Source organism: Loigolactobacillus coryniformis subsp. coryniformis KCTC 3167 = DSM 20001 (genome assembly GCF_002706425.1).
Lineage (GTDB): Bacteria > Bacillota > Bacilli > Lactobacillales > Lactobacillaceae > Loigolactobacillus > Loigolactobacillus coryniformis.
Map to the genome: position 1 here is coordinate 1,256,165 of NZ_CP017713.1, position 21,710 is coordinate 1,277,874.

At 41.9% G+C, this 21,710-nt stretch carries 21 protein-coding genes; 19 read left to right on the forward strand and 2 right to left on the reverse strand.

What is annotated here, in order from left to right:
• Nucleotides 1-35: 35 nt before the first annotated feature.
• Nucleotides 36-617: an energy-coupled thiamine transporter ThiT gene (thiT, locus tag LC20001_RS06225; protein WP_003677475.1), complete on the forward strand. Its 582-nt coding sequence runs from the start codon at nt 36-38 to the stop codon at nt 615-617.
• 55 nt (nt 618-672) lie between these two features.
• On the opposite strand, the gene LC20001_RS06230 is transcribed toward thiT, so the two are convergent.
• Nucleotides 673-786 carry a DUF4044 domain-containing protein gene (locus LC20001_RS06230; RefSeq protein WP_010009737.1) on the reverse strand — a complete coding sequence of 38 codons (114 nt, stop codon included), beginning with the start codon at nt 784-786 and terminating at the stop codon, nt 673-675.
• 79 nt (nt 787-865) lie between these two features.
• Nucleotides 866-1,813: a magnesium transporter CorA family protein gene (locus LC20001_RS06235; RefSeq protein ID WP_003677476.1), complete on the reverse strand. Its 948-nt coding sequence runs from the start codon at nt 1,811-1,813 to the stop codon at nt 866-868.
• 127 nt (nt 1,814-1,940) lie between these two features.
• On the opposite strand from LC20001_RS06235, the gene LC20001_RS06240 reads away from it, so the two are divergent.
• From LC20001_RS06240 to dapF, 18 genes are all read left to right on the forward strand, one after another.
• On the forward strand, nt 1,941-2,273 hold the full coding sequence (locus LC20001_RS06240; protein ID WP_010009734.1) for a DUF3397 family protein: 333 nt from the start codon (nt 1,941-1,943) through the stop codon (nt 2,271-2,273).
• Between the two features lie 208 nt (nt 2,274-2,481).
• Nucleotides 2,482-2,913 (forward strand): division/cell wall cluster transcriptional repressor MraZ, encoded by a 432-nt coding sequence (gene mraZ, locus LC20001_RS06245; RefSeq protein WP_010009733.1) that lies wholly within the window; start codon nt 2,482-2,484, stop codon nt 2,911-2,913.
• A gap of 24 nt (nt 2,914-2,937) precedes the next feature.
• Complete coding sequence (gene rsmH, locus LC20001_RS06250) at nt 2,938-3,882, forward strand: 16S rRNA (cytosine(1402)-N(4))-methyltransferase RsmH (RefSeq protein ID WP_003677480.1); 945 nt, start codon at nt 2,938-2,940, stop codon at nt 3,880-3,882.
• A gap of 14 nt (nt 3,883-3,896) precedes the next feature.
• The gene (locus tag LC20001_RS06255; RefSeq protein WP_010009730.1) at nt 3,897-4,310 is read left to right on the forward strand and encodes a protein required for the initiation of cell division; all 414 of its coding nucleotides are present in this window, start codon (nt 3,897-3,899) and stop codon (nt 4,308-4,310) included.
• Complete coding sequence (locus LC20001_RS06260; RefSeq protein ID WP_003677482.1) at nt 4,307-6,481, forward strand: penicillin-binding transpeptidase domain-containing protein; 2,175 nt, start codon at nt 4,307-4,309, stop codon at nt 6,479-6,481. Before LC20001_RS06255 ends, LC20001_RS06260 begins: the two co-directional genes overlap by 4 nt.
• Nucleotides 6,482-6,820: 339 nt before the next feature.
• A complete protein-coding gene (gene mraY / locus LC20001_RS06265) occupies nt 6,821-7,786 on the forward strand; it encodes a phospho-N-acetylmuramoyl-pentapeptide-transferase (protein WP_003677484.1) in 966 nt (321 codons plus the stop codon).
• Nucleotides 7,787-7,832: 46 nt separating this feature from the next.
• Nucleotides 7,833-9,212, forward strand: a complete 1,380-nt coding sequence (gene murD, locus LC20001_RS06270) for a UDP-N-acetylmuramoyl-L-alanine--D-glutamate ligase (RefSeq protein ID WP_003677485.1) — start codon at nt 7,833-7,835, stop codon at nt 9,210-9,212.
• Nucleotides 9,213-9,217: 5 nt separating this feature from the next.
• Nucleotides 9,218-10,309, forward strand: coding sequence for an undecaprenyldiphospho-muramoylpentapeptide beta-N-acetylglucosaminyltransferase (murG, locus tag LC20001_RS06275; protein ID WP_010009729.1), 1,092 nt, complete (start codon nt 9,218-9,220; stop codon nt 10,307-10,309).
• Nucleotides 10,310-10,384: 75 nt separating this feature from the next.
• A complete protein-coding gene (locus LC20001_RS06280) occupies nt 10,385-11,248 on the forward strand; it encodes a cell division protein FtsQ/DivIB (protein WP_003677488.1) in 864 nt (287 codons plus the stop codon).
• 145 nt (nt 11,249-11,393) lie between these two features.
• The gene (gene ftsA, locus LC20001_RS06285; RefSeq protein ID WP_003677490.1) at nt 11,394-12,719 is read left to right on the forward strand and encodes a cell division protein FtsA; all 1,326 of its coding nucleotides are present in this window, start codon (nt 11,394-11,396) and stop codon (nt 12,717-12,719) included.
• A 33-nt stretch (nt 12,720-12,752) separates the two neighbouring features.
• Nucleotides 12,753-14,054, forward strand: coding sequence for a cell division protein FtsZ (ftsZ, locus tag LC20001_RS06290; RefSeq protein ID WP_003677492.1), 1,302 nt, complete (start codon nt 12,753-12,755; stop codon nt 14,052-14,054).
• A 26-nt stretch (nt 14,055-14,080) separates the two neighbouring features.
• Nucleotides 14,081-14,749, forward strand: a complete 669-nt coding sequence (locus LC20001_RS06295; protein WP_003677494.1) for a YggS family pyridoxal phosphate-dependent enzyme — start codon at nt 14,081-14,083, stop codon at nt 14,747-14,749.
• 73 nt (nt 14,750-14,822) lie between these two features.
• Complete coding sequence (locus tag LC20001_RS06300) at nt 14,823-15,299, forward strand: cell division protein SepF (RefSeq protein WP_003677495.1); 477 nt, start codon at nt 14,823-14,825, stop codon at nt 15,297-15,299.
• A 213-nt stretch (nt 15,300-15,512) separates the two neighbouring features.
• Nucleotides 15,513-15,791 carry a YggT family protein gene (locus tag LC20001_RS06305; RefSeq protein WP_010009726.1) on the forward strand — a complete coding sequence of 93 codons (279 nt, stop codon included), beginning with the start codon at nt 15,513-15,515 and terminating at the stop codon, nt 15,789-15,791.
• A 35-nt stretch (nt 15,792-15,826) separates the two neighbouring features.
• On the forward strand, nt 15,827-16,609 hold the full coding sequence (locus LC20001_RS06310; RefSeq protein ID WP_003677496.1) for a YlmH family RNA-binding protein: 783 nt from the start codon (nt 15,827-15,829) through the stop codon (nt 16,607-16,609).
• 18 nt (nt 16,610-16,627) lie between these two features.
• Nucleotides 16,628-17,392, forward strand: coding sequence for a DivIVA domain-containing protein (locus LC20001_RS06315; protein WP_010009725.1), 765 nt, complete (start codon nt 16,628-16,630; stop codon nt 17,390-17,392).
• A gap of 298 nt (nt 17,393-17,690) precedes the next feature.
• A complete protein-coding gene (gene ileS, locus LC20001_RS06320; protein WP_010009724.1) occupies nt 17,691-20,483 on the forward strand; it encodes an isoleucine--tRNA ligase in 2,793 nt (930 codons plus the stop codon).
• 236 nt (nt 20,484-20,719) lie between these two features.
• On the forward strand, nt 20,720-21,697 hold the full coding sequence (gene dapF / locus LC20001_RS06325; RefSeq protein ID WP_010009722.1) for a diaminopimelate epimerase: 978 nt from the start codon (nt 20,720-20,722) through the stop codon (nt 21,695-21,697).
• The last annotated feature ends 13 nt before the right edge of the window (nt 21,698-21,710 follow it).

The following is a 21,710-nucleotide window of genomic DNA, read 5'->3' on the forward strand; positions in this document are numbered from 1 at the left end:
CTTTGTAGTCGATTGATCTATAGGGAGGATTTTTTATGTCTAATCGACATCTATTAGTTTGGATCGAAGGAACCGTGATTGCTGCCTTGGCAATGGCGTTGGAGTATTTACCACATGCGGTGGGCCCATTGAATGTTTCTTACGGAATTATTCCATTGGCAGTCTATAGTTTGCGCCGAGGTTGGAAGGCTGGCTTAAGTTCAGGTTTAGTTTGGGGCTTACTGGATCTCTTTTTACGTGGTTTTGGCAGTGGCGGCTTTCTTAACCCGCTGCAAGGTCTGATCGAATACCCGCTGGCTTTTGCAGTAGTAGGTTTGATCGGTTTTGGTGCTAGCCCAGTGCAACATGCGCTCAGTCGGCAGCAACGTGGACGAGTACTTGGTTATGCAATCAGTACGACATTTTTTGGTGTTTTGTGTAAATATTTCCTTCATTTCGTTGCTGGTGTTTTTTACTGGGGTTCTTATGCACCCAAAGGAATGAGTCCGGTTATTTATTCCTTAGTCGCTAATGGTGGTAGTGCCATTTTAAATTTAGTTTTAGTCAGTTTGGTAGTTGGGTTGTTATTGGTTAGTGCCCCACATCTATTTATGCCTAAAAACGTTCAAACTGCCTAATTATTAATTATAAAAAAAGATCCGGCCAGCGCCGAATCTTTTTTTATTTAACCGATTATTGAAAAGCTGCGACGGCAGTTATGACCATGCCACCAAGCGTTGCAATCAACATGATCCAAACAACGATTTTAGTTAATTTTGCGAAACCGCTAGTTTTTTCTTTTTTCATTGCGCTTTATTGCCACCTCATTGATTGGTTTAATTTAGGACAAGTTTAACGTGTTTCTTAATAGATTGCAATTATTGTTTCAGAAAAAATTGCGGCGGCGTAACCACCAAGCAGCTAGCCAAGAGACGACGATTGTTCCCAAAATGATAAAGGTGAAGGCCCGCGCACTACTAGCACCTGGCAAGTGTACATTCATCCCGTAAATCCCACCGATGATCGTTGGAATGGTCAAAATGATGGTGATCGAAGTTAACACTTTCATAATGATATTTAGATTATTAGAAACGATTGCACTGACCGTGGTATTGTACTCATCAATGATTTGTTTCTGCTGGGCAGTCATGGTGGCCGCTTGCTCACTTTCAATTAAAATATCACTAAGTAATTCGCTAAAAGGTGCAGTCTCAAAGTAAAATTCACTGGCTTGCAATTGGGTCAGCAGCTGACGGTTTTTACGCAGTGCCCATTGAAAGTGGATCAAGCTTTTTTGCATGGCAGTCAGCTGAAAAAGGTCGTTATTTTCGGTAGCAATGGTTAAGTTTTTTTCCATGGTATCCATTGTATGACTATTTTCATCTAAACAATTAAGATAGCTTTTATGAATAAACCAGACTAGTTTTAACGTGAAGCGTTCGTGGTTGTTGATGTTTAATTGGGGTTGATGAAACAGAAAGTCTTGGATAAACACTGCTGGATGATTGCAAACCGTAATCAATACTTCTGCGGTCAGAATAATGGCGAAAGGATAAGTTGTGTATTCGTTATAACCTAAGGGACTAACCGATTCATGTGGAAAACGAACCAGGATCAATGCTGGTCGTTCGATAATCGATTGTTCGGTTCCTTCAGTCCGTGGATTCTCTTTATCATCTAGCGCTGCAGTTAAATAAGTAACCGGTAAATTAAAGCGAGTTTGTAGGTGTTTGATTTCAGCAGCACTTGGTCGCTCGACATTGACCCAGCAATTGCGTTGATAAGCGGGAATCGGTGTTATTTGTCCATCAGTAGTATTGAAATAATTGATCACGTTAGCCGCTTCCTTTCGCACATTCGGTTTATTAATCTGCTCTTGTCATTTTACCACTTTTCCCGTAGGCTAAAATAGGAATAAGAATGAACGGGTAGTGGAAACAAAAGAAGGTAGGTTAGAGTGAATGCTTGTACTGGGACTATTGATGCCAGTGATAGGTTTGATTATTGGTGGTGTATTGCACAAAACACATATTAAATGGCGCATGACGCCAATCGATTGGTTGACGCTTAGTTTACTGATTGCCAGTGATATTTTAATTTTGGTTCGTTATCATTATCAAGCAATTAGTTTGTTGATCATGATCCTAGCGTCTGTAGCAATCTGTGTTGCCATTGGTTTAGCCTGGCGGCGGGGAGAGATTCTTTACCACACCTTTTTTAAACTATGGTGGCGGTTGCTATTCATACCAAGTGTCATTGCATATTTAGTGCTAATCGTATTGCAATGGTGTTAAATAAATATAGCGTCAAAATCAGGGCGATGATCGTATGGTGAGATAAGGGCTTACATACAGATCAGAATGACTGATTTTGGCGTTTTTTTTATCGAGTATCAACTTTAGAAAAGTTTAAGCAGTTATTTTACTAGTTTTTGAGGGAAACTATGGTAGAAAGTGGGGGGATGTGGTAGACTGAAAATGTGCATTTGCGGGGGTGTTGTCAATGTTCATGGGTGAATTTCGTCATTCGATCGATCAAAAGGGTCGCTTGATCATTCCGGCCAAGTTTCGGGATGCATTAGGTGCGAAATTTATTGTGACCCGCGGCATGGACGGCTGCCTATTTGGCTACCCCCAAGCAGAGTGGCAAGCGTTAGAGGAAAAGTTGCGCCAATTACCGCTAACTAAGAAGGATGCACGGGCGTTTGTACGTTTCTTCTACTCAGCTGCAACTGAGTGTACGTTGGATAAGCAGGGACGGATCAATTTACCGCAATCACTGATCACCCACGCCGGTTTAACTAAAGCGTGTGTGTTGATCGGGGTTTCATCGCGAATTGAAATTTGGGATGCTGAGCGTTGGGCTACTTCTAGTGCGGAGATTGCGGAAAACTTTGATTCAATTGCAGAGAATATGTTAGATTTTGATTTTTAGAGATGAATGGATGGGTGAATAGCAGTGTTTAAGCATCAAACTGTATTATTAAATGAGACCGTTGACAGCTTGCAAGTCAAGCCAGATGGAGTTTATGTTGATGCAACACTGGGTGGTGGTGGCCATAGTGAGCTACTGTTAAGCCGCTTGAGTTCTGCTGGACATCTGTATGCATTTGATCAAGATCAAACTGCGATCGATAATGGCAAACGACGATTACAAGCTGAAGTTGCTGCCGGTAAAGTGACTTTTATTAAAGCTAACTTCCGTGATCTCGCTGCTGAATTAGCCCAACGTGGTGTTGATCAGATCGACGGAATTCTGTATGACCTGGGGGTTTCTTCACCCCAATTTGATGAAGCTGCACGTGGGTTTAGTTACAAGCTTGATGCGCCGCTAGATATGCGGATGGATCGTACCAAGCCATTGACAGCACATGTCATCGTCAATCAATGGCCGTACGCCGATCTCGAACGAATTCTTTACCGCTATGGGGAAGATAAGTTTGCAAAACGAGTGGCACGTGCGATTGAACGGGCGCGAGCTGAAGCACCCATTGATACGACCCTGCAATTAGCTGAGATCATTAAATCAGCGATTCCAGCAGCAGCAAGGCGTAAAGGTGGCCATCCAGCTAAGCGCTCGTTTCAAGCGTTACGAATCGCAGTTAATGACGAACTAGGTGCTGAGGAAACGTCACTAGAAGCGGCAATTAGTTTGTTGGCTTTAGGTGGTCGGATCAGTGTGATCAGTTTTCATTCATTAGAAGATCGAATCGTCAAAACCATTTATCGCGAGCACGCGCGTGTTGCGGAAGTGCCACGCGGCTTGCCAATCGTAGGTGATGGGGAACAACCTGAATTGAAAATTATAACTAAAAAACCAATTGAACCAACAGCAGCAGAGGTTGCTGAAAACCGGCGGTCGCGGAGTGCCCAACTTCGGGTCGCTGAAAAACAAAAGCTTTAAGGATGTGGTGAAGTATGGCAGATGAAAGTGCAGCAAGAGATTATTCTTTATTGGCTGAGCCGCTTGCGCCCAGCACGCCCCAACCAGAAATACATATTAAGGCGCCATTAGAGACAACGCCAGCAGCAAGACCGCAAGCTATTCCAGCTGGTCGGGTTGCAGTATCCGCTTTTGAAAAAATTTTACTTATGGTAACTGGTGTCATAACAGTTGCTTTAGCAACCGTTATCGTGGCAACACAGATCTCAGTTGCTGATGCACAACGTGATCTACAGGATGTTGAGCAGACGATTGCGACAGTGCAAGCAAAAAATAGTGATGCAAAGCAAACAATCAATGAGATCATGCAGTCTAGTCATTTAGATGCGGTTGCAGCTAAAGATGGCTTAACTTTTAACGAAGCAAATATAAGGAATGTTAGTAAATGAAGGTACCACGTAATAAACGATTGATGGGCAAGAGAAATCCACGACGGAACCGCCAAAGATTTGGCGGGTTCTTTCTTTTCATTTTAGTGGGCGTTTTTCTTTTGTTCGTCTTTCGTTTTTCTTATATCGTGATCAGTGGCCATGTAAACGATGAGAATTTAACCAAAAAGGCTAGCGCGCTATATGAAAGTAGTACGGTGCTACGTGCTAAACGGGGCACGATATATGATGCCAATGGCACTGCGATTGCTGAAGATTCGACAACATATTCGGTTTATGCGGTTTTAGATAAGAACTATACCGGCATTAATCATAAGAAACTTTATGTGACTGATAAAGCAAAAGTGGCCAAGGTATTAAGTCAATACTTACCACTAGATCGTGCAGCTATTTTAAAACGGCTGAATCCTGCTAACGATAAAACTTTCCAAGTCGAATTTGGTTCGGCGGGTAAGGGGTTATCATTAACGATCAAACAAGCAATCGAGAAAGCCAATTTAAACGGGATCTATTTCACAGAGACACCGGCACGCTTATATCCGAATGGTATTTTTGCATCACACCAAATTGGGTTAGCGCAAGCGAATACTAAAGCAACCAAAGTGGCGAATGCACAAAATTTAGTTGGCATTATGGGCTTGGAAAAAACGTTAAATAGTACCTTGGCTGGAACTAACGGAGTCAAGGAGGTCAAGGAAGATTCTTACGGCTATCAATTACCTAATACCAAAGCCAAGAAAAAGGCCGCTAAAAACGGTAAAAACGTTTATTTGACCTTAGATTCACGGCTACAGACTTATTTGGAAACGTTGATGACTAATGTACAAACGAAGTACCAACCGGAACAACTTAACGCTGTTTTAATGAATCCGAAAACTGGACAGATTTTAGCTGCTTCACAGCGACCAACGTTTAATCCGGAAACTGGTTCTGGTTTAGGCAGTTTTTGGCGGGACACGTTAGTTGGTGATTCCTATGAACCTGGTTCAGTTATGAAGACTTTTACATTGGCTGCGGCAATCGATAAAGGCAAGTATCAACCGAACACAAATTATCAGTCAGGTCAGATCACAATCGGTGGGACAACAATCCATGATTGGAACCAAACTGGTTGGGGCTCAATTCCTTTAAGCAAGGCTTTTCCGCTTTCAAGTAACGTTGGTTTTGTTCATATTGAACAAGCTTTAGGTAAGGATAATTGGTTGAATTACATTAAGAAGTTCCAATTTTTGAGTAAAACTAATTCATTGTTATCCGGTGAGGTGAATGGCAGCATTCAATATGAGCATACGTCGGATCAAGCTGTAACCTCATTTGGTCAAGGGATTAACGTAACGGTAATGCAAATGATGCAGGGCTTTTCCGCCATTGCTAACGATGGTAAAGAAATGCAACCACAGATCGTTTCGAAGGTAGTTGATCCGGTGACGGGTAAAACGACTAAGTATAAGCCGCATCAAGTGGCAACACCGATTAGTAAGTCAACTGCTAGTCAGGTGTTGTCGGCGATGGAAGATGTGACTTATAAAGATTATGGGACGGGGACAGCTTACCAGATCCCTGGTTATAAGATCGCAACGAAAACGGGGACGGCGCAGATCAGCAATGCTAACGGAGCTGGTTATATGACTGGTGATAACAATTATATTTTTTCCGTAGTCGGGATGGCACCGGCAAGTGATCCGAAGTATGTTTTGTATATTACAATGAAGCAACCGCAAGACATGTCGCAATCGGCGACCGAAATTTTATCGGAAATCTTTAATCCATTAATGAAACGGGCTTTAGATTATGATGCTGGTGATACCACAACAGAATCTAAAACGATGATGCCAAATATTACGGGTAAATCAGTTAGTGCTGCGACAGCCGCGCTTAAGAAAGAAAACTTACAGACCGTGCAGATCGGGACTGGGGACACTGTCGTTCAGCAAATGCCGTTGGCCAATGAAGTGATTCTAGATGATCAACGTGCATTGATCCTAACCAACGGTGCGATGACAATGCCGGATGTAACTGGCTGGTCGAAGAGTGATGTTTTGAAACTGGCTGAGTTGACTGGTAAGCAGATCACAATCAAGGGAACTGGTTACGTGACTAAGCAGAGTTTGTCAGCTAAAAGTTTATTGAATTCGGCTAAGACGATTACCGTCACTTTAAGTAAGCCATAGAGCCATGCTTCTTGCGGCATGAACTTAGCCACAAGAATGGTCATTATCCGTAACATCAAAGCTAATTAGTGTGTTCTGCTAATTAGCTACCTTAAAAGTGAAGTAGAGCCATGTTTCTTGCGGCACGAACTTTGCCACAAGAATGGTCATCGTCCGTAACATCAAAGCTAATTAGTGTGTTCTGCTAATTAGTTACCTTAAAAGTGGAGCCATGCTTCTTGCGGTATGAACTTTGCCACAAGAATGGTCATCGTCCGTAACATCAAAGCTAATTAGTGTACTTTACTAATTTAGCTACCTTAAAAGTGAAGTAGAATAAGAATGGGGAGTAAGAGAGTTATGCAATTTACGCAGATGTTGATTCCGATCGTTAGTAGCTTTGCCATCACATTTATTGTGTTGCCACTGTTTATTGGCTATTTTCGGATGAAAAAAGAGGGTCAAGTGATCCGCGAAGAAGGACCTAAATGGCACGAAAAAAAATCGGGTACGCCCACAATGGGTGGGTTAATTTTTCTGATTGCAAGCGTCATTTCAACAATTTGGGTTGGCTATTGGCAACATCAAATGACCGTTCAAGCTTGGATCACTTTGTTTATCCTGGTACTCTACGGTGTGTTAGGGTTTATGGATGATTCGATCAAATTATTTGAAAAACGTAATCTAGGATTACGTGCTTGGCAGAAATTGCTTGGTCAAATTATTGGTGGTTTGATCTTCACTGCGGTGTATATTTATGAAGGTTTACCACTGGCTATTGACTTACCGGTCGTCGGGCAAGTTCATTTAAGTGTATTATATGTGATTTTCATTTTGATCTGGTTAGTTGGTTTTTCCAATGCAGTCAATTTGACTGATGGTTTAGATGGTTTAGTTGCCGGAACTGCAACGATTGCTTTTGCAACCTACGCTGTAATTGCGTATAAAGAAGGACGCACGGACATTTTGATTTTCTGTTTGACTGTGATCGGTGGTTTGATCGCGTTCTTCTGGTTTAACCACAAACCAGCCAAGATTTTTATGGGCGATGTTGGTTCATTGGCATTAGGTGGCGCGTTAGCTGCAATTTCAATCCTGCTGCATCGTGAGCTATCATTATTATTGATCGGTTTGGTTTTTGTTATCGAGACTGCTAGTGTAATGATCCAAGTTTCGGTCTTTAAATTAACTGGCAAGCGCGTGTTTAAAATGAGTCCGATTCATCATCATTTTGAAATGGTCGGTTGGTCTGAATGGCGTGTTGTTCTGACTTTCTGGGGCTTTGGTTTGTTGTGTTCGATCATTTACTTGATCGCATTTCTTTAATAATTAATATATTTTTTAACCATAAAGAGGAAAAGGGCGAATATTCTTGAATTTAGTAACGGATTATCAGAATCAAAAAGTATTGGTGTTAGGCTTAGCTAAAAGCGGTTTTCATGCCGCTAAACTACTGGCCAAATTAGGTGCGTTGGTAACGGTCAACGATAAAAAGGATTTTGATCAAAATCCGGATGCGCAGTCATTGTTGGCTGAGGGGATCCGCGTGATCACAGGCAGTCATCCGTTGGCATTATTGGATGAGGACTTTAAATTAATGGTCAAAAATCCAGGCATTCCGTACACTAATCCTTTAGTACAAAAAGCACAGGCAAAGGGTATTCCGATTATTACTGAACCTGAATTAGCCTATGAAATTTCTGAAGCACCATTGATCGGGGTAACCGGAACGAATGGTAAAACCACTACCACGACTTTGATTACGCAAATGCTTAATCAACAGCGTTCAGCAGGTAAAGCCTATGTGGCTGGTAATATTGGTGTTCCAGCCACCGAAGTTGCTCAAAAAGTAACACCGGAAGATGTGATGGTGACTGAGCTTTCCAGCTTTATGTTAATGGGCATCACCAAGTTACGGCCACATATCGCTGTGTTGACCAACATCTATACTGCACATATCGACTATCATGGTAGTCGGGCTAATTATGTTAAAGCCAAGATGCGGATCACGATGAATCAGACTAAGGACGATTACTTCGTGGTCAACTGGGATCAGCCAGAATGGCGTGAATTAAGTCAGCAATCTAAGGCCCAAGTAATACCATTTTCCCGGCAAGGCTTAAGCACAGTTGGGGCTTACGTCAAGGATGGTCAATTCTGTTATCGGGATGAGGTTTTGATGCCGGTTAGTGAATTAAATATTCCTGGTGATCATAACGTGGAAAATGCGTTGGCAGCAATTGCGGTTGCTAAGTTAGAAGGACAAAACAATGAAGCTATTTGCGAAGTTTTGCGGACCTTTACTGGGGTCAAACATCGGTTGCAATTTGTAACTGAATGGCAAGGTCGGCGCTTTTATAATGATTCTAAAGCGACCGATATTGAAGCCACTGAGATGGCCTTAAAGGGATTTAAAGCTCCAGTGATCTTACTGGCTGGCGGTTTGGATCGTGGCTTTACCTTTGAACGTTTAGTACCGGCGTTACAAGAACACGTTAAAAGTTTGTTATTATTTGGTGAGACGGCTAAATTATTAGCTCAAGCTGGTGAAGCAGCAGGAATCAAAGACATTCAAATCGTTGAAAATGTAGCAACTGCCTTACCGATCGCTTACCAAAAGAGTCAGCCAGGCGACATTATTTTATTATCACCAGCTAATGCTAGTTGGGATCAATACCCGAATTTTGAAGTCCGGGGCCAGATCTTTATCGATGGTGTAGCTGATTTGATCAAAGGAAATGGAGCGAACTAAACGTTATGCGTGTAATCTTTTCAGGTGGTGGCACAGGAGGTCACATTTATCCAGCTTTAGCGGTATTGGAACGACTAAAGGAACGTGATTTATTAGATGAAGTTCTATATATCGGTACCGAAAAAGGCTTAGAGAGTCGGATCATTCGCCAAAAACAAATTCCGTTTGAAGCCATTGAGTTGCAAGGTTTCAAGCGTTCGTTATCATTGGAAAATTTAAAAACAATCAAGTTATTCTTGCAAAGTACACGGCGAGCTAAGCAAATTTTGCGTGATTTTAAACCGGATGTTGTTGTTGGAACTGGTGGTTATGTATCTAGTGCCGTTTTGTTTGCGGCGGCGCGACTACATATTCCGACGGTGATCAATGAACAAAATAGTGTAGCTGGGATCACCAATCGCTTTTTAGGTCGTTATGTGGATCGAATTTCGATTGCTTTTCCCGAAGTGGCGGAACAATTTCCTAAGGCCAAGGTGGTGTTGACTGGTAATCCGCGGGCACAACAAGTTGCGGGGATTAAGCCAAATCAGCGCTTAACTGATTTTAAGTTGCAACCAACGATACCAACACTTTTAATTTTTGGCGGTAGTCGTGGTGCGGAACGGATCAACGCTGCATTTTTAGAAGCTTTGCCGGAGTTGAATCAAAAAGATTATCAAGTGTTATTTGTCTCTGGACGCGTACATTATGCTAAAATTCAGAAAGCACTTGCTGAGCAGACGGTGGCAGCTAACGTGGCTGTTGTACCTTACATCAATGATATGCAGACAGTTTTACCTGATATTGCGGTGATCTTGGGTCGTGCTGGGGCGACTTCGCTAGCAGAAATCACAGCCTTGGGGATTCCCTCAATCCTGGTACCTAGTCCATACGTAACTAATGACCACCAGACTAAAAATGCGCAAAGCTTGGTTTCACATCAAGCTGCGGAGATGATCACCGAAAACGAATTGACTGGGACTTCGTTACTTAAAGTCACTGACCACTTGATGCAGGATCAAAGCTTGCGTCAAGCAATGGGCGAGCAAGCCCGGCAGTTAGGTGTTCCTGATGCTGCTGATCGATTTATTAAGGTTATGCAGGATTTGATCCATTAATATACTTATACGGTTGGCAATGCTGTTTAAATGGGCAGCTATTGCTAGTGATAAAAATAGTGAGGAGGTGTGCGGATGGCGAAAAAAAAGCTTAAGCGGTCAAAAAAAGCGACTTCGGCAGAAGATCCGGCGTCCGCGCTGACCCCTTGGGAAGCTTACCAGCAACAACAGCAACAATCACAGAAAAAGCAAAAGGCACGATCAAAACCGACGATTGAACATAAACTACCACGTTTACGTGAATTGCGGCATAAACATTTAGTTCGCCGCTTAGCGTTATTACTTACTGTTTTAGTTATGATTTTAGTGGTTGCCGGCTATTTTGTTTCTCCCTTAAGTCAAATCAATTTGATCAGTGTTAGCAGCAATCAACAAAGTCCGTTAAGCGAACAAACGGTGATCGATGCTAGTGGGATTCAAACTAAAGATTCTGTGGTAGACGTGTTGTTACACCGGCATTCAATTGCTAAAAAGATGACGACCCGGGAACCCAAGATCAAATCGGCTACGATCTCGATTCGACATTTACGTAATGTTGAGCTCAAGATCAAGACTTATAAAACAGTTGGTTTAATGGTGCGCGGCTCTCGGTACTACCCAATTTTGGAAAACGGGATGATCGCCAAGGATAGTACAGCCCAACCAACTAGTAATCATTCGGTTTATAGCCACTTTAAGTCTGGTAAAAAATTACAATTGATGATCAAGCAGTATAATAAATTACCAGCAACAGTTCGTAATAGTATTTCTGAAATTCGGTTTACACCGACTAAATTGAATCCAGAACGGATACATTTATATATGAATGATGGTAATCAGGTTTACGCAACAATCTCAACATTTGCAAAAAAAATGCAATATTATCCAAGTATTGCTAAAGAAATGCAAAAAAAAGGGACGGTTAATTTAGAAGTTGGGGCCTACTCTTACCCATTTTAAGCTTAAAATTTCTTGAAGTTATGTGAAAACGTGTTAAACCGTAATGATAAGGCTTTTAAAACCAACTTTGAGTGTGTTAAAATCTAGGCATATAGTATATTTAAAAAATTAAACTGAAAATTGTTTCAAGGAGGTTCCACCGCTTATGGGAAACACAGGCATATACGTTGGGCTTGATATTGGAACCACCTCAATAAAGGTTATTGTCGCGGAATACGTTAAAGGACAAATGAATGTTATTGGAGTGGGTAGCGAGCGTTCCGAAGGCTTGAGCCGCGGTGTTGTTGTTGACATCGACAAGGCAGTCGCTGCGATCCAAAATGCAGTTCGTCAAGCTGAACAACGTGCTGAGATTGAGATCCATGAAGTAACTGCAGGAATTCCAGCTAATCTGCTCGAAATTGAGCCATGTCAAGGGATGATTGCAGTTGCTGATGAGTCCAAAGAAATTAATGACAGTGATGTTAGGAACGTAGCTGCAGCAGCTTTAGTACGTAACTTACCACCGGAACGTGAAATTCTGACAATCATTCCTGATGAATTTATCGTTGACGGTTTTGATGGTATCAAAGATCCACGCGGAATGATTGGTGTTCGTTTGGAGATGCATGGTATTTTACTGACAGCACCAAAAACGGTCATTCATAATATGCAAAAATGTATCGAACGTGCTGGTCTCGTTTTAAATGAATTAGTTGTTAATCCATTGAGCTTAGGTAAATTAGCCTTAGCCGATGGTGAACAAGATTTTGGGACTGTCTTGATCGATCTCGGTGGTGGTCAGAGCACTGCTGCTGTTATCCATGATCATAAATTAAAATATACTTATGTGGACCAAGAAGGCGGCGACTATATCACAAAAGATATTTCCGTTGTGTTAAATACATCCTTTGACAGTGCTGAAAAAGTAAAACGTGATTATGGTTATGCTGATTCGTTACAAGCATCTTCAGAAGAAGATTTTCCAGTTGAGGTCGTGGGCAAGGATGCGCCAATTACAGTTAATGAGAAATACCTTGCCGAAATTATTGAAGCTCGATTGACGCAAATCTTCGAAAAAATGAATCAAGCTTTACGTAAAGTTGGTGCGTTGGATCTACCTGGCGGCATTGTAATGACTGGTGGTGTCACGGCTTTACCAGGAATCGTTGAATTAGCTAGTGACATCTTTGATCATAATGTCAAGCTATATATTCCTGATGAGATGGGATTGCGCCATCCTTCTTTTGCCCAAGCATTAAGTTTGATCAGCTATACGGCTAATTTAAGTGAGATCGATTTAATCGTTCAAAGTACGCTTAAAGGTACAAATACAACAAAAGGTAACTATACTTCGAGAAAAGTTGTTAAAACTGATAGTGAGCAATTCCGACCCGCAAACAATCAGACCACAACCCAAAATGAAGCGTCGGAACCAAAGAAAGAGCGTTTCGCCAGCATCAAGAAGTTTATTAGTAATTTCTTTGAATAATGGCACTATCAGATTATTAGGAGGATACAAGTTATGGAATTTTCTTTAGACTCAACACAAAACACTGGGGCTGTTATCAAAGTGATCGGTGTCGGTGGTGCTGGCGGTAACGCCGTTAATCGAATGATTGCCGAAGATGTAAAAGGGGTCGAATTTATCACTGCCAACACTGATGTGCAGGCTTTAGATAACTCAGATGCAGAGACCAAGATCCAATTAGGGGCCAAATTGACCCGTGGTTTAGGTGCTGGTGCAACACCAGAAATCGGTCAAAAAGCGGCTGAAGAAAGTGAAGAAGCGATCGCTGAAGCACTTAAAGGTGCGGATATGATCTTTGTTACTGCTGGAATGGGTGGCGGTACTGGTACTGGTGCTGCACCAATCATTGCTAAAACGGCTAAAGACTTAGGTGCTTTAACGGTTGGTGTTGTGACCCGACCATTTAGTTTCGAAGGGCCTAGACGTGCTAAAAATGCTGCTGAAGGTATCTCAGAAATGAAACAGCATGTAGACACACTAGTTATTATTTCTAACAATCGTTTGTTAGAAGTCGTCGATAAGAAGACGCCAATGCTAGAGGCTTTCCAAGAAGCTGATAATGTTTTACGTCAAGGGGTACAAGGTATCTCTGACTTGATCACTTCACCTGGTTATGTCAACTTGGATTTTGCTGATGTTAAAACAGTAATGCAAAATCAAGGTTCAGCATTGATGGGTATCGGTTCCGCTACTGGTGAAAATCGTACCGGTGAAGCAACCAAAAAAGCAATTTCGTCACCATTATTAGAAACTTCGATCGATGGTGCCGAACAAGTCTTACTAAATATTACCGGTGGCCCTGATTTGTCCTTGTTTGAAGCACAAGATGCATCGGACATTGTTTCACAAGCTGCAACCAGCGATGTTAATATTATCTTTGGGACTTCGATCAATGAGAGCCTAGGTGATGAAGTGGTTGTGACAGTTATTGCAACTGGGATCGATGATGATAAAAAGACACAGCCAGCACGGCGTAATTTAAATTCACAAACAAATGCTGGTCGTGCCAATGCTGGTCGTAATTTTGATACGCAGCGGGCTAACGAGTCAGAAGCAAACTCTGCAGCCCCAAGTACACCACGGACTGCAGGCAATAAGCAACGTAATGATGATCCATTTGGCAATTGGGATATTCGGCAAGAACCAAGTCAGCGTAAAAATCCCGAAAATAATGATAATTTTACCAAGACAGAAAAACCTGATTTTGATATTTTCCGGCGAACGGATACAGATAACAGCGACGACAATGATGGCGGCCTAGATAAGCCACCATTCTTCCGGCGCCGGCGTAACTAATTTTTAAATGAAATGGGGGCGGCGCAATGACAATTGCAGAAAATGTGCAACACGTTCAGCAAACAATTGCGGCCGCACGCGCTGAAGCAGGGCGGACTGATACGGTGACTTTAGTTGCAGTAACTAAGTACCACACGATTGCGGAAGCTCAAGCAGTGGCTGCGACTGGCTTAGTTGATTTGGCAGAGAATCGGCCAGATGGTTTGGCAGAAAAGCAGGCTGCTTTGACCGCACCAGAACTCAAGTGGCATTTCATCGGTAACTTACAAAAACGCAAGGTCAAGCAAGTGATCAATAAAATCGCCTACTTACATTCACTTGATCGTTTAAGCCTAGCTGAAGAGATTGAAAAGCGTGCTGAACGGCCGATTGATTGTTTTATCGAAGTAAACGTGTCTGGTGAGGCTTCTAAGTCGGGAATCACCTTAGCTGAGGTTGAACCCTTTATTAAGTCATTAGCAGATTTTAAAAAGATCCGCGTGATCGGGTTGATGACCATGGCGCCAATCGATGCGGATGAGGCGACTCTACATGTGTTATTCAAAAAGTTGCGATTAAAGCGAGATGCAGTTGCTCAGTTGAATTTGGCTTATGCACCTTGTCATGAACTTAGTATGGGCATGTCGCGTGATTATCGCATTGCGGTATTAGAAGGCGCTACTTTTGTTCGTGTCGGGACTGCCTTGTTTCAATAAAGCAGTTGACAACTAGAGAGAAAACCTTACTGAGGTAACAATTATCTTCATGAAGTCAAAGGGAGGTCAGAAAATGGCATTTGGTAAATTGAATTTGAGCAAGTTTTTTGGCATGAGCGATGATGACGATGAATTTTACACAGAGCCGGTCTCACAAGAGAAAAAGGTAAGTGAACCCCAGCCATCGCGGCCAACAAGCTCAGTTAAAGCACCACAGTATCGTGCATCAACAACGGCAAATAGTCAGAAGGTGGTTTCAATGAATGCTGCGCCAACTAAAGCCAGTAAAATCGTTATTTTTGAACCACGGCTCTATTCTGATGTGAAAGAAGCTGCTTCACATTTGTTAAATAGTCGAGCAGTCGTTTTAAGTTTTAATCGGATTGATCAAGCCCAGGCTAAGCGGATCGTTGATTTCTTGACTGGTACTGTTTTTGCAATCAATGGTGATATTGAACGCATCGGGGATGATATTTTCCTGTGTACACCCGCTAACTTTGAAATTGATGGTAACCTTTCGGATATCTTACGCCAGGATGGCTTAGGATAAATTAGTTCCAGTACAGTTGGTAAGCGGGTAGCTATTAGGACACACCGCTAGCATGGATATTGGTTATCTTGATGGCTGCACTTATGTTTGCCAAAAATATGGTAGGCCCAAGTCGTATTGAAACGATTTGAGTTAAGGAAACGCAGTTGCTGATTTTGCACCTACGCACCTTAAAATCACCACAAGATTATGTACGCTAAAGGAGGTTATGCGGTGCTCGCTTTTGTCGGTATTATTTTCAGCATTTTAAGTCGTTTGATTGACGTTTATATGTTTATTATTGTGATTTACGTGTTGATGTCGTGGTTCCCTAATGCCTATCAGACCAAACTTGGTCAATGGTTGGGTCGAATCAGTGAACCTTATTTAAATATTTTTTATCGTATCATTCCGCCAATTGCTGGATTAAGTTTTGCACCCTTGGTGGCATTACTAGTCTTAAGTATGGCACAGTACGGGCTGGGTGCTTTGTACAATATAATTGTTTTTTAAATTGACTTAGATTCAAAATAAGGAGGATAGTAAGTATGGACGCGAATATTTACCAACATTTTCGGAAAGCGGAAGCCCCGTTTATCGATCAGGTGGCCGGTTGGCTGCAGGAAGTTAGTGATCAGTATCGCCCATATTTAACCGACTTTTTGGATCCACGGCAACAATATATTGTTGAAGCAATTGTTGGTGAAAAGGGTGAACAGCATTATCAGTTTGATGGCGGGTATCTCGCTGCTGAACGTAAACGGGCGCTGATTTATCCTGAATATTTTGTACCAACCCAAGAAGATTTTGATATTCAATTATTTGAGATCCACTATCCCACTAAATTTGCGACGTTATCCCATGGTAAAGTTCTGGGCACACTGGTTAACGCAGGGATCAAACGTGAAGTGTTTGGTGATATCATGACCGACGGTGACCGTTGGCAATTTTTTGTAACGGCAAGTATGGCTGATTATATTCAAACCCAAATCACACAGATTGGTCGAATTGGTGTCCGTTTGGAACCTAAAGATTATACTGAATTATTAGTGCCAAAGGATGCTTGGAGTCTTGAACATACGACAGCGAGCTCACTGCGGATCGATGGCTTGATTTCTGCTGTGTATAATATTTCACGGCAACGTTCGAAAGAATTAGTGGAAAATGGTAAAATAAAATTGAACTGGCAAGTTTTCGAGCGGCCCGATTTTGAATTAGGTTTACGCGATATCATCTCTGTGCGCGGTTTCGGCCGAATACAGTTACGTGAGATCGAAGGCAAGTCCAAGAAAGACAAGTACCGCTTGTTACTTGGTGTTTTAAGAAAATAGTTTTTTGGAGGGATTCATATGGCATTAACCCCGTTGGATATTCATAACAAGGAATTTAACGTTAAAATGCGTGGTTACGATCAAGATCAGGTCAACGATTTTCTTGATCAAATTATTAAGGATTATGAAGCGGTTTTAAAGCAAAAAGATGATCTGCAAACTGCTTTGAAGGCAAGCGAAGAAAAAGTCACTTACTTTAATCAATTGAAGGATGCACTTAATCAGTCGATCATCGTGGCGCAAGAAGCAGCTGATAAAGTTAAGACGAATGCGCAAAAAGAAGCCGAGATCATTAGTCAAGAAGCACAGAAGAATACGCAAAATCTGTTAAATGAAGCGACTGATAAGTCCAACCGGATTTTGGCCGACGCCTCACAAAAGGCTAAACAAATTACGATTGAAACTGAAGACTTGAAGAAACAAACTCGTGTCTTCCGTCAACGGCTACAAGTAATGTTGGAATCACAATTAGAAATTGTGCGTAGTAAGGATTGGGATGAATTGTTGGCTCATGATGATGGCGCACAAGATGAAGCGATTCAACAAATCTTGCAACAACGGCTTGACAATACGGAAGCAAGTGGCGTAAACTCAAATCAATCAGAAGCTGCACCAGCAAATAGTCAAGTAAGTGCTGAAGCGGCAGCCGATACTGCAGCAGCGCAAGTTGAGAGTGAAGCACCAGGGGAGACGATGATTATTTTCCCTGATAATACAAGCGAGGCTGCTGGTATTGGTGATCAACCAGCAATTGAACCTGATTCACAAAATTCCGATAAATAAATCACAAAGAACAGTAAGCTGATCGTTATCACAACAGCGAGTCAACAGTTGGTGGGAGGTTGACAGTGCGCTAACGAGCAGTGGATCATCTTTGATTTGATGCAACAGTGAATAATGAGTAAGTGTTGCCGGCTTTGTAGTCGTTATAACTACAGTTGAGGGAGTGCCTGAGGTGCTCTAAATCTGGGTGGTAACACGACGACTTCGTCCCAATTAGGGATGGAGTCTTTTTTTATTTGTATCAGGAATGCTGTGTGATAGCTGATAAAAATGTAACTTAAATAAGGGAGAGATGTTGATGCGTGTTAAAGACACTTTAAACTTAGGTAAAACTAAGTTCCCAATGCGCGGTAATTTGCCTGTTCGTGAAGCTGAATGGCAAAAAGCATGGGAAGAAAATAACTTATACCAACAACGCCAAAAATTAAATGAGGGTAAGCCAACTTTTGTCTTGCACGATGGCCCTCCATACGCTAATGGGAATATCCATATCGGTCATGCGTTGAACAAGATCAGTAAAGATATTATTGTGCGTTTCAAGTCTATGTCCGGCTTCCGTGCCCCATATGTTCCCGGTTGGGATACTCATGGTTTACCAATTGAGCAACAGTTGACTAAGCAAGGCTATGATCGCAAAAAAATGTCAATTTCAGAATTCCGTGCCCTTTGTCATAAATATGCATTAGAACAAGTTGACAAACAACGTACTGATTTTAAACGCTTAGGTGTTTCTGCAGATTGGGATCGTCCTTACTTAACTTTAGCACCAGAATTTGAAGCACATGAAGTCCGTGTTTTTGGTGAAATGGCTAAAAAAGGTTATATTTATCGTGGGAACAAGCCAATCCACTGGTCACCATCTTCTGAGTCAGCTTTAGCCGAAGCAGAACTTGAATATAAGGATATTGAATCACCATCCGCTTATTATGGTGAACAAGTCAAAGATGGTAAAGGTATCCTAGATACTGATACTTACTTTGTTGTTTGGACGACTACACCATGGACCATTCCAGCCAGTGAAGGGATCGTCGTTGAAGCCGAATACGATTATTCCGTTGTGCAACCAGCTGGCGAAGATCGTAAATTCGTAGTGGCTTCTGAATTGATCAATACTTTGGCCGAAAAAGCTGGCTGGCAAGATGTTAAGGTGCTGAAGACACTTAAAGGTCAAGATATGGAATATATGACGGCTCAACATCCGTTCTACCAAGAACGAGAATTATTAGTGATGTTAGGTGATTACGTCACGCTTGATTCAGGTACTGGTTTAGTCCATACTGCACCTGGTTTAGGTGACGATGACTTTAAAGTTGGTAAAAAATACGGCTTGGATATTCTATCACCAGTGGATGATCAAGGTCGTTTAACTGATGAGGCGCCTGGCTTCGAAGGTTTGTTCTACGAGGATGCCAATAAATTATCCATCAAAAAAGTCGAAGATGCTGGCTTGATGTTGAAGCAGGAACCATATCTGCATAGTTACCCAATGGATTGGCGGACAAAGAAACCAGTTATTTTCCGGTCAACACCACAATGGTTTGCGTCAGTTGATGCTTTCCGTGATCAAATTTTGGCCGCTATTGAAAAAGTTTCCTTTACACCAGATTGGGGTAAGACTCGGCTTTACAATATGATTCGTGATCGTGGCGATTGGGTTATCTCTCGTCAGCGGGTCTGGGGTGTGCCATTACCAATTTTCTACGGTGAAGATGGTGAAGCCATCATTACACCAGAAACGATTGATCATGTCGCTGATTTGTTTGCCAAACATGGTTCCAGTGTTTGGTTTGATCGTGAAGCTAAGGACTTATTGCCAGAAGGTTTCACTAGTGAACATTCACCAAATGGTCAGTTTACTAAAGAAACAGATATCATGGATGTCTGGTTTGATTCCGGTTCATCTCATCAAGGTGTTTTAGCTGAACGTGATTACCTAACTTATCCAGCTGACCTTTATCTAGAAGGTTCTGATCAATATCGTGGTTGGTTCAACTCTAGTTTGATCACTAGTGTAGCGGTTTCTGGTGAAGCACCATACAAACAGATCTTATCCCAAGGTTTCACAATGGATAAAGATGGTCATAAGATGAGTAAGTCATTGGGCAATACGATTGCACCAAGTAAGATCATCAAGCAAATGGGCGCTGAGATTCTGCGCTTGTGGGTCGCAACGGTTGATTCTTCTGCTGATGTGCGGGTTTCAATGGAAGGCTTCAAGCAAGTTTCTGATAGCTATCGTAAGATCCGTAATACCTTACGCTTCTTGTTAGCTAATACAACTGACTTTGATCCCGCAACGGATGCACTTGATTATAGTGAACTACAGTCAGTGGATAAATATTTAATGATTCGCTTGAATCAAGTCAAAGCAGCATCCTTAGCAGCTTATAATAAATATGATTTTGCAACGGTTTATAAACAGATCAGTAACTTCATTACTGTTGATCTGTCGGCTTTCTATTTAGACTTTGCTAAGGATATTGTTTATATTGAAGCAGCTGATGATCCAAAACGGCGGGCAATGCAGACTGTGATGTACAATGTTTTAGTTGATTTGACTAAATTATTGACACCAATTTTACCGCATACCACTGAAGAAGTTTGGGGCTTCTTACACGAACCAGAAGATTACGTGCAATTAGCTGAAATGCCGGTAGTCGATCATTTTGCTGACGAAGCTGAATTACAGGAATTATGGACCAACTTTATGGATCTGCGTTCTGATGTTTTGAAGGCATTAGAAGAAGCGCGGGACGCTAAAGTGATCGGTAAGTCCTTGGAAGCTAAAGTGACTTTGTATCCTAACGAAACAGTTAAAACGTTGTTAAATGCGTTGGATGCTAATGTGATGCAGATCCTGATCGTTTCTGATCTTGAAGTAGCAGACGCAGCTAGCGCACCAGCTGATGCCGCTGACTTTGGTGACGTTAAAGTTGTTGTTGAACATGCTGCCGGTGAAGTCTGCCCACGCTGTCGGATGACACGGACCGATGTCGGCGTTGATCCTAAACTTCCTGCTTTCTGTGGCCGCTGTGCTAAAATTGTTGAAGAACATTTCCCTGAAGCAGTGACTGAAGGATTTGAAGATTAATCTTAAAAGAGTCAATGACTATTTTAGTCGTTGACTCTTTTTCTGACTAAAAATAAGTAGCTGCGTAGTTTTTTTTTCTCATCTGTGCTACACTAGATTTTAATTTCAATAATGAACCGTGTTGTGATGCGCAAGATTAGTAGGTATCAGAAGTGCGGTATAAAATTATTCATGATTGTGTTGTGTTACATTTTTGTGGTAGCTATTCATGATTGTGAGGTAGAGGTGGAATGGTAATGGACGTCACATTGATAAAAGTACACGGATCAGAGAATGACTTTTTTATTCTTGATCAAACAAAATTAGCCCATCGTTTAAGTGAGGCTGAACTAAAACAGGCCACGCAACAGGTGACTGATCGTAAATCTGGCTTAGCCGGTGGTGCCGATGGCGTTTTGTACGTTGACGACTCCAGTCATCCGCAAGTCAGTGGTAAAATGCGGGTCATCAATGCTGACGGAAGTGAAGCTTCAATGTGTGGTAATGGGATTCGTACTGTAGCACGCTATCTTTCTGAACAGAAACAGCAAACTGATTTTAAAATCGAAACGATGTATGCTGATCTTAATGTAAAGCAAGCCGCTGATCTCGCACCAGAAGTTAAGACTTTTCAAGCTGAGATCTCACCGGTTAGTTTTCAAGCAACTGACTTGGGTATGCACGTGGCTGATTTAACTGAACTACATCATGTTAAGCTGCCCGCATTATCGAAGTCATTGTTCTTTACCGCGGTGGCGGTACCGAATCCACATTTGATCAGTTTTGTTGATCATGCCACGTTATTAGGACCAGAATTAGGCCGTATTGCCGGTTACTTAAATGACGGCCAAAATCCTTATTTCCCTGATGGCGTTAATGTTAGTTTTGTTGAAGTGCTGGGACAAAATCATATCTTTGTACGCACGTTTGAACGTGGGGTTGGCTTTACGAATGCGTGTGGTACCGGTATGTCAGCGGCTAGTTTGATCTATGTTTTAGAGCAGGGTGGCGATTTCGAACAATTGATTACCGTACGCAATCCTGGTGGTATGGTCAAAACTTTAGTTCACCAGACAGATACTGGTTATTGGATGGAATTGATCGGTAATGCCACTTTTGTTGGTACCGCAACGCTTAGTCTTGATGACTTATTGGCCGGCAATTTTAGTCAAACTAAATTCAAGGTCAGTGGTGAACAACCAGCTTATCAAGCATTTGTTAACAATTTAAAATAAAGATAGGCTTGTC

What these genes read in the sequence shown, in the direction of transcription:
- LC20001_RS06255 (WP_010009730.1), top strand. Translation starts at nt 3,897, where the DNA reads ATGGCAGATGAAAGTGCAGCAAGAGATTATTCTTTATTGGCTGAGCCG.
- LC20001_RS06260 (WP_003677482.1), top strand. Translation starts at nt 4,307, where the DNA reads ATGAAGGTACCACGTAATAAACGATTGATGGGCAAGAGAAATCCACGA.
- LC20001_RS06315 (WP_010009725.1), top strand. Translation starts at nt 16,628, where the DNA reads ATGGCATTAACCCCGTTGGATATTCATAACAAGGAATTTAACGTTAAA.
- LC20001_RS06240 (WP_010009734.1), top strand. Translation starts at nt 1,941, where the DNA reads ATGCTTGTACTGGGACTATTGATGCCAGTGATAGGTTTGATTATTGGT.
- LC20001_RS06295 (WP_003677494.1), top strand. Translation starts at nt 14,081, where the DNA reads ATGACAATTGCAGAAAATGTGCAACACGTTCAGCAAACAATTGCGGCC.
- murG (WP_010009729.1), top strand. Translation starts at nt 9,218, where the DNA reads ATGCGTGTAATCTTTTCAGGTGGTGGCACAGGAGGTCACATTTATCCA.
- ftsA (WP_003677490.1), top strand. Translation starts at nt 11,394, where the DNA reads ATGGGAAACACAGGCATATACGTTGGGCTTGATATTGGAACCACCTCA.
- LC20001_RS06310 (WP_003677496.1), top strand. Translation starts at nt 15,827, where the DNA reads ATGGACGCGAATATTTACCAACATTTTCGGAAAGCGGAAGCCCCGTTT.
- LC20001_RS06280 (WP_003677488.1), top strand. Translation starts at nt 10,385, where the DNA reads ATGGCGAAAAAAAAGCTTAAGCGGTCAAAAAAAGCGACTTCGGCAGAA.
- dapF (WP_010009722.1), top strand. Translation starts at nt 20,720, where the DNA reads ATGGACGTCACATTGATAAAAGTACACGGATCAGAGAATGACTTTTTT.
- mraZ (WP_010009733.1), top strand. Translation starts at nt 2,482, where the DNA reads ATGTTCATGGGTGAATTTCGTCATTCGATCGATCAAAAGGGTCGCTTG.
- thiT (WP_003677475.1), top strand. Translation starts at nt 36, where the DNA reads ATGTCTAATCGACATCTATTAGTTTGGATCGAAGGAACCGTGATTGCT.
- LC20001_RS06230 (WP_010009737.1), bottom strand. Translation starts at nt 786, where the DNA reads ATGAAAAAAGAAAAAACTAGCGGTTTCGCAAAATTAACTAAAATCGTT.
- mraY (WP_003677484.1), top strand. Translation starts at nt 6,821, where the DNA reads ATGCAATTTACGCAGATGTTGATTCCGATCGTTAGTAGCTTTGCCATC.
- ileS (WP_010009724.1), top strand. Translation starts at nt 17,691, where the DNA reads ATGCGTGTTAAAGACACTTTAAACTTAGGTAAAACTAAGTTCCCAATG.
- LC20001_RS06300 (WP_003677495.1), top strand. Translation starts at nt 14,823, where the DNA reads ATGGCATTTGGTAAATTGAATTTGAGCAAGTTTTTTGGCATGAGCGAT.
- ftsZ (WP_003677492.1), top strand. Translation starts at nt 12,753, where the DNA reads ATGGAATTTTCTTTAGACTCAACACAAAACACTGGGGCTGTTATCAAA.